General features: G+C 37.2%; 12 protein-coding genes. 4 read left to right on the forward strand and 8 right to left on the reverse strand.

Annotation, left to right across the window (positions count from 1 at the left end; translation table 11 throughout):
• Positions 1–37: 37 nt before the first annotated feature.
• The 3 genes from M1F03_RS10710 to M1F03_RS10720 form a co-directional block, all read right to left on the reverse strand.
• Positions 38–1,135 (reverse strand): restriction endonuclease subunit S, encoded by a 1,098-nt coding sequence (locus tag M1F03_RS10710; RefSeq protein ID WP_251464290.1) that lies wholly within the window; start codon positions 1,133–1,135, stop codon positions 38–40.
• Entirely contained in the window at positions 1,132–2,679 is a 1,548-nt protein-coding gene (locus tag M1F03_RS10715; RefSeq protein WP_154624115.1) for a type I restriction-modification system subunit M, read from the reverse strand. The genes M1F03_RS10710 and M1F03_RS10715 overlap by 4 nt, the downstream gene beginning before the upstream one ends.
• A gap of 202 nt (positions 2,680–2,881) precedes the next feature.
• Positions 2,882–3,760 (reverse strand): LysR family transcriptional regulator, encoded by an 879-nt coding sequence (locus M1F03_RS10720; protein WP_154624116.1) that lies wholly within the window; start codon positions 3,758–3,760, stop codon positions 2,882–2,884.
• Between the two features lie 125 nt (positions 3,761–3,885).
• On the opposite strand from M1F03_RS10720, the gene M1F03_RS10725 reads away from it, so the two are divergent.
• Positions 3,886–5,535, forward strand: coding sequence for an alpha-keto acid decarboxylase family protein (locus M1F03_RS10725; protein WP_272657360.1), 1,650 nt, complete (start codon positions 3,886–3,888; stop codon positions 5,533–5,535).
• 81 nt (positions 5,536–5,616) lie between these two features.
• On the opposite strand, the gene M1F03_RS10730 is transcribed toward M1F03_RS10725, so the two are convergent.
• From M1F03_RS10730 to M1F03_RS10740, 3 genes are all read right to left on the reverse strand, one after another.
• A complete protein-coding gene (locus M1F03_RS10730) occupies positions 5,617–6,594 on the reverse strand; it encodes a Gfo/Idh/MocA family protein (RefSeq protein WP_196713047.1) in 978 nt (325 codons plus the stop codon).
• Between the two features lie 63 nt (positions 6,595–6,657).
• Entirely contained in the window at positions 6,658–8,031 is a 1,374-nt protein-coding gene (gene dbpA, locus M1F03_RS10735) for an ATP-dependent RNA helicase DbpA (RefSeq protein WP_318839926.1), read from the reverse strand.
• A gap of 439 nt (positions 8,032–8,470) precedes the next feature.
• Positions 8,471–9,151, reverse strand: coding sequence for a S8 family serine peptidase (locus tag M1F03_RS10740; RefSeq protein ID WP_318840137.1), 681 nt, complete (start codon positions 9,149–9,151; stop codon positions 8,471–8,473).
• Between the two features lie 44 nt (positions 9,152–9,195).
• On the opposite strand from M1F03_RS10740, the gene M1F03_RS10745 reads away from it, so the two are divergent.
• A protein-coding gene (locus tag M1F03_RS10745) for an IS3 family transposase (RefSeq protein ID WP_374195714.1) occupies positions 9,196–10,280 on the forward strand; the annotation gives its coding sequence in 2 pieces (ribosomal slippage) (positions 9,196–9,457 and positions 9,457–10,280; 1,086 coding nt in all).
• 34 nt (positions 10,281–10,314) lie between these two features.
• Here M1F03_RS10745 and M1F03_RS10750 read toward each other — a convergent pair.
• Together M1F03_RS10750 and M1F03_RS10755 are read right to left on the reverse strand one after the other, a co-directional pair.
• Positions 10,315–11,247, reverse strand: a complete 933-nt coding sequence (locus tag M1F03_RS10750; protein WP_318839927.1) for a S8 family serine peptidase — start codon at positions 11,245–11,247, stop codon at positions 10,315–10,317.
• A 425-nt stretch (positions 11,248–11,672) separates the two neighbouring features.
• Positions 11,673–13,247: a S8 family serine peptidase gene (locus M1F03_RS10755; protein ID WP_318839928.1), complete on the reverse strand. Its 1,575-nt coding sequence runs from the start codon at positions 13,245–13,247 to the stop codon at positions 11,673–11,675.
• A 1,078-nt stretch (positions 13,248–14,325) separates the two neighbouring features.
• Between M1F03_RS10755 and M1F03_RS10760 the strand changes: the two genes are divergently transcribed.
• Positions 14,326–14,871, forward strand: a complete 546-nt coding sequence (locus tag M1F03_RS10760) for a hypothetical protein (protein ID WP_251464296.1) — start codon at positions 14,326–14,328, stop codon at positions 14,869–14,871.
• Between the two features lie 443 nt (positions 14,872–15,314).
• Positions 15,315–15,731 carry a structural protein gene (locus M1F03_RS10765; protein ID WP_154635583.1) on the forward strand — a complete coding sequence of 139 codons (417 nt, stop codon included), beginning with the start codon at positions 15,315–15,317 and terminating at the stop codon, positions 15,729–15,731.
• Positions 15,732–16,011 lie beyond the last annotated feature (280 nt).

A 16,011-nucleotide genomic window follows, 5' to 3' on the forward strand; every position in this document is an offset into this window, starting at 1 on the left:
TAAAAAAGCAGCGTTCAATTCACGCTGCCTACTACAATTATTGTTCTGCTTCTGGAGTATATTTTACGCGCACTTCCCCACTCATCAGTTTAGGAAGTAAGGTATCACGGAGTTTTTCTAGGGTTTCTATTTGAAAACTATTTTTGATAACTTTATCATTTATAGGCTTAGTAATTAATTCGAACTCATGAACTATCTCATCAGGAGGAATAATTACTTCTATTTTTTCAAAGTCAGACTTACTAATGGAACCAAATACTGTACCTTCATCATTAAATTGTTTTATCTCATTCATTAAATAACGTAGTTTAAAATACGTGTAGGTATACCACTCAGAAAATTTTGCATGCCTGAATGCTGAAACTCCACGCCCAATACAGCATTTCCCTCTAGACATATTCTGAGCACCAACGGGAGCCCTAACACTAATTAGCGTGTCAAACTTTTGAGCAAACCTTGTTGGTTCTGTTGTATATACTCTTTCTTTAGGAAATCTAAAACCAAAATCAGCGTTTCCTTGAAACATAGGAGTGCCAATATTTTCCTCATTAAATGATGAACCTTTGGGTGATTGTCCCATGATGAAGTTAAATTCATCTTTTAATATTCCACTTTGCCAATAATTTTGAGCTTTCTCCACAAACCACTGTCGAAAAAGCGTTTCCGCCATAGCTTCTAAAGTTTTATTTTGACGATGGAGAAGATTTATTTTGTCATCCAACGAAGATAACACCGAAGCGATAGCTTTTTGTTCTATACCATCACGTGTTGTTTCTACTTCAATTGCATTTAATAATGTCTGAGTTAACAAAGGATGGCTTGAACCCTGAGCATACTGGTTTAAATCTAAATACTTAAATAAATAATATAAATAATCAGGATTATTATTATCTAAGGCTTTGGCTGATAACGCATTATCAGAAACCCATACAGGACTTTTCTCTAAATACGTTGCCCCACAATACGCCCCTACCCGACCAATAATCAGTGTTTCACCAGCATAGTTATACTTATCAGTAAAGTCTAATATTCCATTACCACCATAAACAGGTATTTTTCCTTTTTCTTTTGGTCTACTTTTACCATTTCCAAATTTGACTAACTGTTTAAGAGTCACATTTTGCCACTCACTCATACCATCACCTTCGCCAAATTCTCAGCAATTGCTTGATTGAGTTTTGCTTCTTCTTCTAATTGAGCTTCGAACTCCGCTTTCAACTGGGTAAAGCGCTCTTTAAAATCAAAATCATCTTCCTCATCGGCAAGTCCTACATAACGACCTGGAGTTAGCACATAATCCAGCTCAGCCACTTTCTCAACGGAAACCGATGCACAAAAACCTGCAACATCTTCATAAACACCATCTTTATTACGCCAATTATGATAAGTATCCGAAATTAGCTTAATATCATCATCGGATAACACTTTAGTGCGGCGATTAATTAAATGACCAAGATTACGCGCATCAATAAACAGAATTTCACCACTCCGATCTTGATATTGAGTAGAGTTCTTACGGTCACGACGCATAAACCATAATGCCGCTGGAATTTGCGTATTAAGAAACAGCTTAGCAGGCAGATTAACAATACAATCGATTACATTGGCATCTTTAACTAATGCTGCACGAATATCGCCTTCGCCTGAAGTTTTCGACGTTAATGCGCCTTTCGCTAATACAACACCGGCTTGTCCTTTTGGTGAAAGGTGATACAAGAAGTGTTGCATCCACGCAAAGTTAGCATTACCAACAGGTGGAGCTCCATGCTGCCAACGGGCATCTTTGCGCAACTGTTCACCAGACCAATCAGAAACGTTAAACGGTGGGTTAGCAATAATAAAGTCAGCACGTAGGTCTTTATGAGCATCATTAAGAAACGAGCCTTCACTATTCCATTTCACTTGTTCAGAGTTAATGCCTCTGATAGCCAAGTTCATCTTCGCCAAACGCCATGTGGTCTGGTTAGATTCTTGCCCATAAATCGAAATATTATCGATATTTCCTTGATGTGACTCGACAAATTTTTCAGACTGCACAAACATACCGCCGGAACCACAACATGGATCGAATATACGACCTTCATAAGGCTCAAGCATATTCACTAATAGAGAAACTATCGATTTAGGTGTATAGAACTGGCCGCCTTGCTTACCTTCCGCAAGAGCAAACTCACCTAAAAAATATTCAAAAACATGGCCTAAGACGTCAGCGGAACGTGATTTCGCATCCCCTAAAGCAATATCACCAATAAGGTCAATCAATTCCCCTAATACCGTCGCATCAAGGTTTTGACGTGCATAAACTTTCGGAAGCACCCCTTTTAGTTGCGGGTTATCCTCTTCAATCGCCTCCATTGCCTCATCGACTAATTTACCAATATTCGGTTGTTTAGCGTTACTGAGAAGGTTTGACCAACGGGCTTTCTCTGGAACAAAGAAAACGTTATAAGCCATGTATTCATCGCGATCTTCAGGATCTGCACCAGCAAACTCACCCTCACCTTTTTTGAGCTTTTCATAATGCGACTCAAAAGAGTCAGAAATATATTTTAAGAATATCAGTCCAAGAACAACATGTTTATATTCGGCAGCATCAATATTCTTACGCAGCTTATCTGCTGATTTCCACAGAATAACTTCTAATGGTTCAACTTTTGTCTCTTTTGGTTTTCTTGCCATGATTCCATTACTTACATCAATAAAGATAATGGAACTATTGTGACTTATTTATTGATGAAAATCTAACTATGGATGGCTTATTTTAAGGATCAGGCCGATTTTACTACCTCGATATCCATCAATAAAAAGGCCACCACTTTTTATGGGGATAAAAATCATAGAAATAGTCACAGTATGTTGATATCTATAATCTTTACAATAACTACAACATTTCTATCGCCAAATCATGCCATGCTTTCGCTCTACGGCTTTGCGGTATATTTTTCAGTGTTGCTAATGCTAATTCATACGAAAGTACCGGCTCAACGACAGGGATGATCGATAAACCATCAGCCCGCGTTTTATTCCACATACTATCAGGCAGCAAGGTGATGCCGACACCTGCTCTCACCATTGCAGTAACTAAATCTAAATGGCCACTACGCCCCACAACCGTAGGCTTTTTCCCATAAATACCGCACGCACTAGTGACGAGTTCATTAATTCGAAAATCATCTGAGAAAAAGATAAATGGTTCATCGACAACCTCTGCAAATTTTACCGAGCTATGCAGCGCTAATGGATGCTGTTCACTCACCAGTAACATTAGTCGGTCTGACGAAAAAACATGCAAATCAAATTGTTCATTTTCGAATGGGAGCATGACTGCGGCGGTTTCGACTTCGCCCTTCAGCATCGCCTCCATCATTTTACGAGAGCCAAGCTCAATAATTTTTAATTCTATCTGCGGATAACGTTGACTGAACACCATGATAATGTCAGCAAAATACGTCGATGCAATCACAGGGGGAAGTCCGACATTTAAAACGCCAGATAACGGCCCTGCTCTTTCTTTGAGTGCTTTATTCATACTATGGAATTGCATCAATATTTGTTTTGCATGACTGAATAAAATCTCGCCTTCATCTGTCAGTCTGACCCCATCAAATTCTCTGACTAATAATGTATAACCAAGCTCTTGCTCCAGTTTTTTTATACTACGACTAATGGCGGGCTGGGTGACAAATAAGTGTTCTGCCGCTCGGCTAAACCCATTCAGTTGTACGACCTCAACAAAATAGCGTAATGAACGTATATCCATTGCTCCCCCTATGACTTTTAGTTATAGATAGAATAATTATAAATAATTTCCGTTAAAGAAAAATCCACGCTAAAACTAATAAAAAGCAGAATTATCGACCATATTAAGTATTAGGAGATAATATAATGAATAAAACCGTCATCGAATATGTTTTAGCTCGTCTAAATGAGATCGGCATCAATGATATTTTTGGTGTTGCAGGTGATTATGCCTTTCCAATAGAGGATGCCGTCTGTGAAAGCACGAATATGCGCTGGATAGGTAACTGCAATGAACTGAATGCAGCATATGCAGCAGATGGCTATGCGCGTATTAAAGGCGTTGCCGCCCTTTCTACAACATTTGGCGTCGGTGAATTAAGTGCATTAAACGGTATTGCTGGATCTTATGCCGAACATCTTCCTATTTTTCATTTAGTTGGTATGCCTACCAGTGGTGTACAAAAAAACCATCGCTTAGTCCACCATACACTTGGTAATGGTGATTTCGACGTGTTCTATCAGATGAGCCAACATTTAAGTTGTGCTCATGCGATTTTGACACCTGAAAACTGCATTGCCGAAACAGAACGTTTGATAGCGACGGCTCTTCATGAGCGTCGACCGGTTTACATAGGATTACCATCAGACTATGCAGTAATGCCCGTTATAGCAGATAAAAACACTGAAGAAACCATTATTCATAAAAGTAATAGTGAGTCATTATCATCCGCCGTTACTGCTATTTTGGAAAAACTCAACTCAAGCCAAAAAGCCTGTATTATTCCTGGTATCTTAAGTGCTCGCTTAGGCTATGCCGATGATGTTCAAGCAATTATTGATAAAACAGGATTACCTTATGCCACGATGTTTATGGATAAAAGTATTGTCAGCGAGTCCAATCCATCTTATATGGGCATTTACAATGGTAAATTGATGAACACACAAGTTGGCAACTTTGTTGAAAGTTGTGATTGTGTGATGGGAATTGGCGCTGTGTTGACAGATTTTAACTCCGGAAGCTTTACCGCGACCATCCGCCCAGAAAACCGCATTAATATTCTTGCGGATCATGTTAAGGTTGGCTCAGCCATTTATCCGCAAGTCTATATGCATGACGTGCTCGCTCAACTTAAGCAACTGGCTCCAGCATTAAATCACTCAGGTATCAAAGCTCAAGATCTTGGGGCGCCTATCCAAGGTGAAAATGGGCAAATTACGGCGGGTTATTTGTACCCTCGCCTCGAAAAAATGTTTAAAAAAGATGATATTATTATCGCGGAAACAGGAACTGCCTCAATGGGATTAGGGTTTGCCTTGCTTCCTGAAAATGCACAGTTCCACAATCAAACCTTATGGGGTTCGATCGGTTGGGCGACACCTGCTGCTTTTGGAGCTGCAATCGCCGAACCACACCGCCGAGTAATTTTAGTCACCGGTGAAGGCTCCCATCAACTTACAGCGCAAGAAGTCAGTCAATTCGCTCGCTTTGGCCTAAAACCCATTATTTTTGTACTTAATAATGATGGTTATCTTATTGAACGTTTACTCTGTAAAGATCCTGAAGCGTATTACAACGACCTGCCACAGTGGAATTATGCTCAATTACCTGCCGCGCTTGGCTGCAATGATTGGTATTGTCAAAAAGTCACCACCTGTGATGAATTAGATAAGGCAATTCAACATGCAGAATCTCAAGACAGTGCGGCTTATATCGAGATTGTGATGGATAGATATGCATCCTCAGAACTTGCCGAAAAACTGGGGCAATCCATTGCGTCTTTATATTCGTTCTAAATGATTTTGATTGATGTTATTGCTGGCAGCTTTGACGATGGATATCAAGGTTGCCAGCGATGCCCTGAGTCACTGATACAGTCAGGAAAAAGAAATATCCACATCATTTCTTGATTTATGGAGTATTTTTGAAACCGTCAGCGCTAATTCGAGCAGTTCATAACATAGCGTCAACTTTTGCGATGCGATTTGATCTCGAAAGAAAGCGAATTCAAATATCATATGATTAGTTGATGCTTCATGCGCAACTGAGGTCACCTGACCTTCAATACAAGCTTCCACAGATTGGCAAAGACTCGGTGCACCTTCGACCCGGATGTATCCTTTAGTCCCTTGAATAATAAAGTAACCTGGACTAGCAGAATCTTTTGCACCTGAGCACACGGCAATGGCTGAACCAAATTGTAGTGTTAATATCCCTGAGGTATCGATGCCGTTATAACCTTTATTACACACATAATGGCTATTATCAGGAGCGCCCATTAGTGCAGATAACACATAAATATTATAAAGGTTAATATCGTATAGAGCACCGCCGGCTTGCTGTGGATCAAATGCTGCATGCACGCTACCACGTAAATAGTCATCATATCGGCTTGAGTATTGTGAATAGTTGCCTTGTATAACCTTTATTTCCCCTATTTTATTGATATTTTGTTGGATGAAATGAAAGCCCGGGGTGTGTATTGCCGTAATCGCCTCAAATAAATACAGTCTCTTTTTTTTCGCTAACAGCATAAGCTCCTGTAACTGCTGCCATTCTGGCGTAAATGGCTTCTCGCATATGACATGTTTGTCTGCCATTAATGCCTGAAACGTATAGCTATAATGCAAATGATTTGGCAAACCAATATAAACAACGTCAATTTCTGTATCTTGTAATAGCGCCTCGTAATCTGTGTAAAGTTTATTGATAGCAAATTGCTGACAGATCGCTTCCCCCTTTGCAATACTTGATGCTCGAACACATAAAGCCATCACCTCAATGCCCGAAACCTCTGTTAAAGCATCTAAAGCTGACATGATTATTTTTCCAGAACCAATAAGTGCTATCTTCATATGTTATCGACCCATCTAATAGGCTTATACAAAAACGGCGAGCATATTGCCCGCCGTTATAATTTATTTTAGCAATCTCACTTTCACTGATTTGCCTTTAATTTTACCTTGTTGCAATTGTTTCCATGCTTGATGAGCAATAGAGCGTTTTATCGCAACGTAAGCGTGTGTCGGATGAAGAGTGATTTTACCAATATCCGCGCCCTCAAAGCCCAGATCACCAGTCAAAGCACCTAAAATATCCCCCGGACGCATTTTCGCTTTTTTACCACCATCAATACACAAGGTTGCCATTGTCGCTTCAAGCGGTGTGATACTTAACCCTGTTGGCAGTTGTTTCCAGTTAAGCTTCATCTGCAACATCTCTTCTAGCACGTTTGCACGTTGAGCTTCTTCGGGAGCACACAGGCTGATCGCTAGCCCCGTTTCCCCAGCTCGTGCGGTACGACCGATACGATGAACATGCACTTCAAGATCCCATGACAGCTCATAGTTAATCACCATTTCGAGTGATTTTATATCAAGGCCACGTGCTGCTACATCCGTTGCCACTAATACACGGCTACTACCGTTAGCAAAGCGAACCAATGTTTGATCTCGTTCACGCTGTTCCATATCACCATGAAGAACTAATACACTTTGACGACTTTCATTCAAGGCATCATAGACTGCTTGGCAATCTTTTTTGGTATTACAAAAGACAACGCAAGAAGCGGGTTGTTGTTGACTCAGTAACTTCTGTAATAAATCCATTTTTTCATGGCGAGCAACTTCATAAAATTGCTGTTCAATCGCGGGTAATTCATCGACAGTATTTATTTCAATCGTTACTGGGTTACGCTGAATACGTTGACTCATCGCAGGAAGAGTTTCCGGCCATGTTGCTGAGAACAATAGTGTTTGGCGATCGACAGGGGCATAACTCATCACCTCATCAATATCATCAGCAAATCCCATATCTAACATACGGTCAGCTTCATCCAATACTAAAGTTTGCAGCGCATCCAGTTTGACTGTTTCTTTACTTAAGTGATCAAGGAGTCGACCTGGCGTCGCCACAATAATATGCGCGGCATGAATCAAAGAATCACGTTGCACACTAAATGGCACCCCACCACACAGGGTTAAAATTTTAATATTGGCCATATAACGTGCTAAACGACGTAGTTCACTCGCGACTTGATCTGCCAATTCACGGGTTGGACATAGAACGAGAGATTGCGTATTAAACTGTTTCGCATCAATATGTTGTAAAATACCTAATCCAAAAGCGGCTGTTTTACCGCTCCCTGTTTTTGCCTGTGCACGAACATCTTTGCCCGCCAGGATAGCGGGTAACGCCGCTTCCTGAATGGGCGTCATCGTTAAGTAACCTAGTTCAGTGAGGTTGGTAAGTTGTTCTTCAGGGAGCGTGTTAAGTTCAGCAAATGAGGTCACAATAAAAATTCCGAGTATAATAAAAAGCTAATGGATAGCCATGATACTATCCCTTTCCTAGCATGTCGTGAGGAATTTACATAAATGGCACTTCAGCAAGTCGCTTTATCGCTTTTTTCAATGTTCATACCCGTATTTACCTATATAGAGCCTATTAGCAATTTTTATTATTGCTATTAATGACTCAATTTCATGCTTTAAATACGGCAAACTTCACAACATATCGAATATATAAATTTCGTAAAATAAAAGGTTAGAGACTATTTTATCTCAACATCTCATCACTGATTATTGCGCTGCTTTTGCGATTTTCCTGTATCCCTATCCTTTATCTCTTAGTCTCACTGTAGAACCGCTATCCAACAAATAAAAAATGTTCGGTTTAGTCACTCTTTCTTGATAGATTAACTTAAATAAAACTCAATCTTTTATGTTTTATTTATCTATTACGCCACTCTTGACCATCAGAAACTAATAAGATCGATTCGTTTTTTTTCAAAAAACGCGGATTATCACTAAAATTCAAATACACTTCGGAGGTATATTGAGAATTATTGTTGATATAAATTCTTTTCGTTTTATTAAGTAAAGATGCTGTTGGAATAAAAATGGATTCACTCCATTCACTATCGCTAAGATTGATGATAACGACTTCATGTTCTTGCAGGTATCCTTTAATATCATTCGCATAAATATCCTCATCATTTTTAATATCAAAATAAATGATGACCCTTTTGAGTTTTTCTATGGCATTTCTAATATTTGGCAACGCACCGATATGACCACGAACTTCATTCCCTTGAGCAAGCCCCGTTTCAATCAGCAAATTTCGCATTTCCAACGGATATAAAACATGGTTTGTTGCTCTTTTATACCAAGATTGAATCGCTACAACCGCAGAAGTCACTATAGCGCCAGCAGATGAAGTACCCGCAAAAGTATGCGTATAATCATTATCACCGGCCGGCACACCATCGTATAGATCGCCAATCCCCGTTGTTACAACAGTCCAGTCACCCCATCCTTGTACATGAACTCTTGTTCCATAATTAGAAAAACTGCATTTATTACGGCCTATTTTGGTTCCCGCCCCTGTAATCCCCCCGAAAAATCGCAGCAGTTATTTATAGAAAATTCTATTAAAATAAACTCAAGGAGTTTTCTATGCGTAAATCAAAATTCACTGATAGCCAGATATTGGCAATCATTAAACAAAATGAAAGTGGTATGCCCGTTCCAGAACTCTGCCGAGAACATGGTGTTAGCTCTGCAACATTTTATAAGTGGCGAGCTAAATTCGGCGGTATGGATGCTTCGTTGATGAAGCGAATGAAAGAACTCGAAGACGAAAACCGTCGGCTCAAAAAAATGTATGCGGAAGAACGTCTCAAAGCTGAGATTCGTTTGGAGGCGCTTGAGGGAAAGTTATAAAGCCATCTCATCGTAAGGAGATGGCTAAGGCTGCCGCAATTAAGTATGACATAAGCATTCGCTTTGCTTGCTTGTGCATGAATGTGAGCGAAAGCTGCTTTTACTATCAAAGTAAACTTAATGCTGAAAACGATCAGATTGCTGACTGGCTAATACGCCTAACCGAAAACAAAAAACGTTGGGGGTTTGGTCTATGTTTCTTGTATTTACGCAACGTAAAGGGCTTCGCATGGAACCACAAGCGCGTTTATCGAATTTATTGTGAGTTGGAGCTTAATCTTAGAATTAGGCCTCGCAAACGCTTAAAACGCGATAAGCCTGATGCCCTCAGTGTGCCTGTAGCCATTAACCAAGTATGGTCTATGGATTTTATGTCAGACAGCTTAGCCAGTGGCCGCAGCATTCGAACCTTTAATGTCATTGATGATTTTAATCGTGAATGCTTAGCGATTGATGTTGATTTATCGTTGCCTAGCGCACGAGTTATTCGGTCGTTAGAACAAGTCATCGAGTGGCGCGGTAAACCCAAAGCGATACGATGCGACAACGGACCAGAATATATTTCAGGAGAGCTAATAAACTGGGCAACACGGCAGCAAATTACCTTACTTTATATTCAGCCTGGCAAGCCTACACAAAATGCTTACATTGAACGCTTTAACCGAACAGCTCGTCATGAATGGCTTGATTTAAATATATTTGAGAGCGTTGAGCACGCTCAAGAACTTGCCACACAGTGGCTTTGGACTTATAACAATGAGCGGCCGAATACGGCGATTGGAGGAATACCCCCGAGACAGCGATTACAGGTAGCTTAAACTCTATAAATAGTTACTGTGAAAAGTGGGGGGATTACACCCCCACCATAATCACGCCATTGTCTCCCCAACTTCGATACTCGGCAAACTGCTCGCTATCTAAATCCCAATTACCATTACCTGCTGTCGCGACCACGATAATACCGGCATCGGTCGCCGCTTTAATCATATCCCAAATAGCTTTATTGTAATCTGCGGGCTCTCCATAATATTCCTGCATTTCGAATAAAAAAACATCGCCAGCCCTTAATTGTTCTAATCCAATCGCAATATTGGTCGGCCGGGTGCTGTAACCCTCTGTAAATTCAGTAACACCGTACACAACATCGGCATCATAGACCATGCCTGTAATTCCAGACTCATTGTTTTTTGCATATAATACGCCGACTACATTCGTGCCATGGTAATCAAACTCATGCTTTGATAATGGAATTAATTCAACAAAACGCGCGCTTTTTAAAGCAATATGGTTAAAGTTAAAACCCCAATCGATAACAGCGATCCTAACACCTTGGCCCGCAATACCAAGAGACCACGCATACATCATATCGATACCATAATAATGTCCCCTATTCCCATATTTATAATCTTGGTAATGCGTAAAATTAGGAGAATCACAAAAAGTATTATTTATTGAAACTGCTGGAGGCAACGGGGACGTTTCCGGTATCTTTTGGATATAGTCAAAATAAGGTAACATTGACAACGCGTTTATTGTGGCATTGAGTTGCTCTTCATTCATTTCTTTTTTAATGCAAGCATAGTAAATACCAACTAAACTTTTTGTATTAACTTTATTATTTTTATTATTATTTCTAATAAAAGAATCTGGCATAGCAGGAATAAAATATAAATTCTTTAATGGATTATCTTCTCTAATACAATCCTTAATATTAATACTCAATCCATCATTGATTAATAAATAGCGAGATTTCACCCTAACAATTAATCTTTGTAGCTTTTTCACAACTGACTTCCTTTTTTGCAAAATTGAAAATCATTAATGATTTTCAAACCTTCAATTAAAGACAAACACTTTTATTTTCGTATTTTGATGTTCCAGCGTAAGGCAGTCATAACTCCACTATATGGAGACCTATCCTATCAATAACTACATTTACACTTAATAACATAATGCAGTATAAAAATATCAGAATATCTCCTTAATTTAACACCCCGAATCATCTCATAAGATGAGCATTGAAAATAAAGTTTAATATATAACATTATCAAATATTGACATACTCATTAGTCAATAAATAAGTTAAAGAATACCAACTCAATACCCTCCGTGTTGGTAAGTATTGAGATAGGTATTCATCACAATTAAATGCTTAATAGTATTTATTAAAATAGAAAGCGATAATAAATTATCTTTTTTTACATGAATTATTATCTGACATTCCACTCTTCACCATCAGAAACCAACGAAATAGATTCATTCGTTTCTAAAACAACAGGAGTTGAACTAAAGTTAAAATAGACTTCTGCATCAAGTGTCGCATAATTATTAATATAGATTCGTTTACCCATATTAAATCCCGATGCCGCAGGAATATAAGTTGTATTACTCCAATTGCCATTGCCAAAATTAATAATAACTACTTGATAATTATTAAGATAAGAATTAATTTCATTTGCGTAAATATTTTCATTATTGATAACGTTAAAATAAGTAATAGATTTTTCTAGCTTTTCAATTGCATTCCTAATATTAGGCAAAGGCCCGATATGACCATGGACTTCATTACCTTGGGCAAGACCCGTTTCAATCAGTAAATTTCGCATTTCCTCTGGATGTAAAACATTGTTTGTTTCTCTTTTATACCAAGATTGAATCGCTACAACTGCGGAAGTCACGATTGGCCCAGCGGCAGATGTACCAGAAAAAGTATTTGTATAATCATTATCGCCATCAGGGAGGCCATTATATAAGTTCCCGCCCCCTGTTGTGACAACAGACCAATCGCCCCATCCTTGTACATGAACCATTGTTCCATAATTAGAAAAATTGCATCTATTACGGCCTATTGCCGTTCCCGCACCGACCATAATCACGCCATTGTCACCCCAACTCCGATACTCGGCAAACTGCTCGCTATCTAAATCCCAATTACCATTACCCGCTGTCGCGACAATAATAATACCCGCATCGGTCGCCACTTTAATCATATCCCAAACGGCTTTATTATAATCCGCAGGTTCTCCATGATATTCCTGCATTTCGAATAAAAAAACATCCCCCGCCCTTAATTGTTCTAATCCAATCGCGATGCAGGTTGGGCGAGCGCCATCACCATTAATGAATTCAGTAACACCATATAGAACATCGGCATCATGGACCATACCTGTAACACCAAAACCATTATCTTTTGCATACAATACTCCCGCAACACCCGTTCCATGATAATCATGCTCATGTCTTGTCAGTGGGATTAATTGAATAAAACTCTCTCTTTTTAAATCAATATGGTCAAAATTAAAACCCCACTCTATATCTGCAATTCTAATACCTTGACCTGCAATACCGAGAGACCATGCATATTCCATATCGATACCGCTATAATTACCCATAAATCCATTTTTGTAAGTTTGGCGATAGGTAAAATCAGGCGTATCATATGAAGAGGTTTGTAATGATACTGTTGGAGGCGGTACTTCTGATATTTTCTGAACATATTCAAAATAAGGAAGCAATGATAGCTTTTTGATTATTTTATTCAATTGTTCATCAGTAACCTCTTTTTTTAAGTCAACATAATAGATACCTAAAAGATTTTCTGTATTCAATTTGTTATTATTATTACTAAGCTTCATAACAAACGAATCTGGCATAGCTGGGATGAAATGATAATTCTTTAGCTGATAATCGTTTATCATATCCTCTTTAACTCTAAATCTTAAGACATTATCAATTAAAATATGTTTCAATTTTATTTTAACAATCAACCTAACTGTTTTTTTCATAACTTTATCCTTTTTTGGTTTTATCAATCAATTTAATATTAGAATGCTTTTTCTTATTTTCATTGCTTACCAACAAATAAAAATAAAAAATCGAATAGAAGTGCTATTTTCTTATATTAAATTACACCTTTTCATTTTCAGATATCATTTACAGTATGTAAAACCAAGAATAGCATCATCACACGAATATCTTTATAGTCACGTTATAATATATATAGTTTATAGTAATGCACATTAATATAAAAAATCTTCATATAATGAATCAAGAGATCACCTGAATAATAAAATAGCCTTAAAACATTAATTAAAGATATCCTTTATAAGATTGATTTATAGTTAATACAATTATTATGAATAATTTTTTATTTTAATTCGATTCATCCTTTTATAATGGTTTTATATCATTCTTATAAAACATCCTTAAATTGGCAGGATAACAACTATTTCTAGAATAATGGTAATCGAGCAATTCATCCTCGTTAAGACGTTTAAAAAAATGTTAGTCAGCCCTAAAAAGACAAATGAAACACAACTATCAACTTAGCATCATTAAAAAATAGTCAATTACTTGTCATGTTGTATAGTTTTTATTTAAAACTATGCAGTTTTATTAAACATTGCCTTATTCGCAAAACTTCGCATCCATATCGCCATATGGATAACTATAAGCATGATATGCTGTATCCACACCATTTCATTTTTATAAAAATCAAACAGCATGACATCGTTAATAACAACAAAAAAAGTTCAACACAAGATAACGAAATTGAAAAATCATCTTTATTTTCATTGATATACCAAAAACAAAACCAACTAATAACAAAATAACCGTCATTTTTTCAAATAAATATCCAACTTGTAAATACTTTGATCCAAATTATCAAAAAAAACAATTATTTAGTTTAATACACCAAAATCACTTTACATAACAATACAAAAATCCACTATTGATCACATTATCAACATAAAATATCAAATAATATGACCACCGTTAAATAGGAAGTGGTATGAGCATAAACCACTTATCCGTTTATTTAACACTCAAACATTAATTTATTTAAAAGTAAGGGGTATTAAAATGAGTACAACATTTATTGAAAATAGCAGCATTGCATTTGCAAGTAATAATAATGGCGAGTCTTGGCAAATCTCACAAAAGAAAGGTATGCTGACGGGGATTACTGGTGCAGTATCAGGTCTAGGTGCAACAGTTAAACTTAAAGGTGATATGACTTTTGATATTATAAGCCTAGAGTCTTCGTCAACCTACAATAAATTACTCAATGAGTATAAGTTTGGTGGAGGCGTTTCAGGCTTCTTTACATGGATTGGGCTTAGCGTTAATGCTGAAGTTCATAAGGAAGAAATTCATGAGGTGCTCGAACAATTACAGAACTCTCAGAAAGTGACTGGTCGAGTGACTATTGATATGAACGTGACAGGTTTATATCCTAATGTCGAAGTCACTGCTATGGCTTATGTTAATGTTCTCCAAATTGAAAACTCAACAGGTAATACATTTAGAATTGCGAGTGCAGGTAACCCTATTGATGATACGGGTGCGACAGATGAGAATGGTAATGACCTACCAACAAAAGACAATAACTCAGTAATTTATTTATAATGTACAGGTTAATTTTTATTTATGCTTTAATAAATAACTAATATGACCTCATACATATTTAATTATGAGTTTATTATATTAATCTATCTACTGTCATATTGCTCAATGAGCAATTACCCTTTGCTCATTGAGCTTTATATTTCATTGATTTTCGCGCCAACACAGATTTATTTTATAGATAAAATTCGTCATCAAAAATAGAAGGAGAAATAAAACGAACATATGATTAACTTTAAAAACCGAATGTACTTTATTCAATGGCAGCGAGCTAATTTAACCCAAAAGTCAAATAAAACACTACATAAGACTCGTGTGTTTCGACATTTAAGCGGCCTCTATTATTAAGACAATATCTTTTTAAATATTGTCAATCATTACTTTAATGAAAATTTAATTCTAAATCTAACTGTATTAATTTTTTCGCAATTTGGAGTAAGTTAAAAATGAAAAAAATGTCTCGAGGTGTACGAAATAATAACCCTGGTAATATCAATTACAATGAGGCTCATTATTGGAAAGGACAGCTACCACATGATAGTTCTATTGAAGATAAATTTTGTCGTTTTGAATCTCCGGAATATGGTGTTCGGGCATTATTCGCCTTACTTCGTACCTATCAACGTAGATACTCACTACAAACCGTATCGCAATTAATCACACGATGGGCACCACCCGATGAAAATAATACAGATGATTATGTTCATTATGTTGCTCAAAGTTTAAATGTGTCCCCTGATACGTTTATTAACCTTGAAAACAAAACCATTTTAATCAATCTTTCGACGTCAATCATTAAGTATGAAAACAACTCACAACCTTATGATGAATTAATTTTTGAAAAGGCATGGGGTTTACTGTAATGAATGTCTTAAATCATCTAACGATGTGTATTTTAAACTGATGATTTAGTATTCCAAGTGGGGAGCTTTCAGCTGTTTTTGAGTTTAAGTGATTTTTAGAAAATTTATTTATGACATTTTAAACTATTGGCAGTTTTACTTATCTGAACCTGTTGATATATATCTCAGTTTACAGAATATAATGGAGAGAGTGGATAAATTAATTAATAGACAATCGATTGATTATCTGTAATTGTTTTTCCACTGCTCAACAAGTTAAAAAACGAATATCGCCATCAAT

Origin of the sequence: Providencia sp. PROV080 (genome assembly GCF_033688105.1) — a bacterium.
Taxonomy (GTDB): Bacteria; Pseudomonadota; Gammaproteobacteria; order Enterobacterales; family Enterobacteriaceae; genus Providencia; species Providencia zhejiangensis.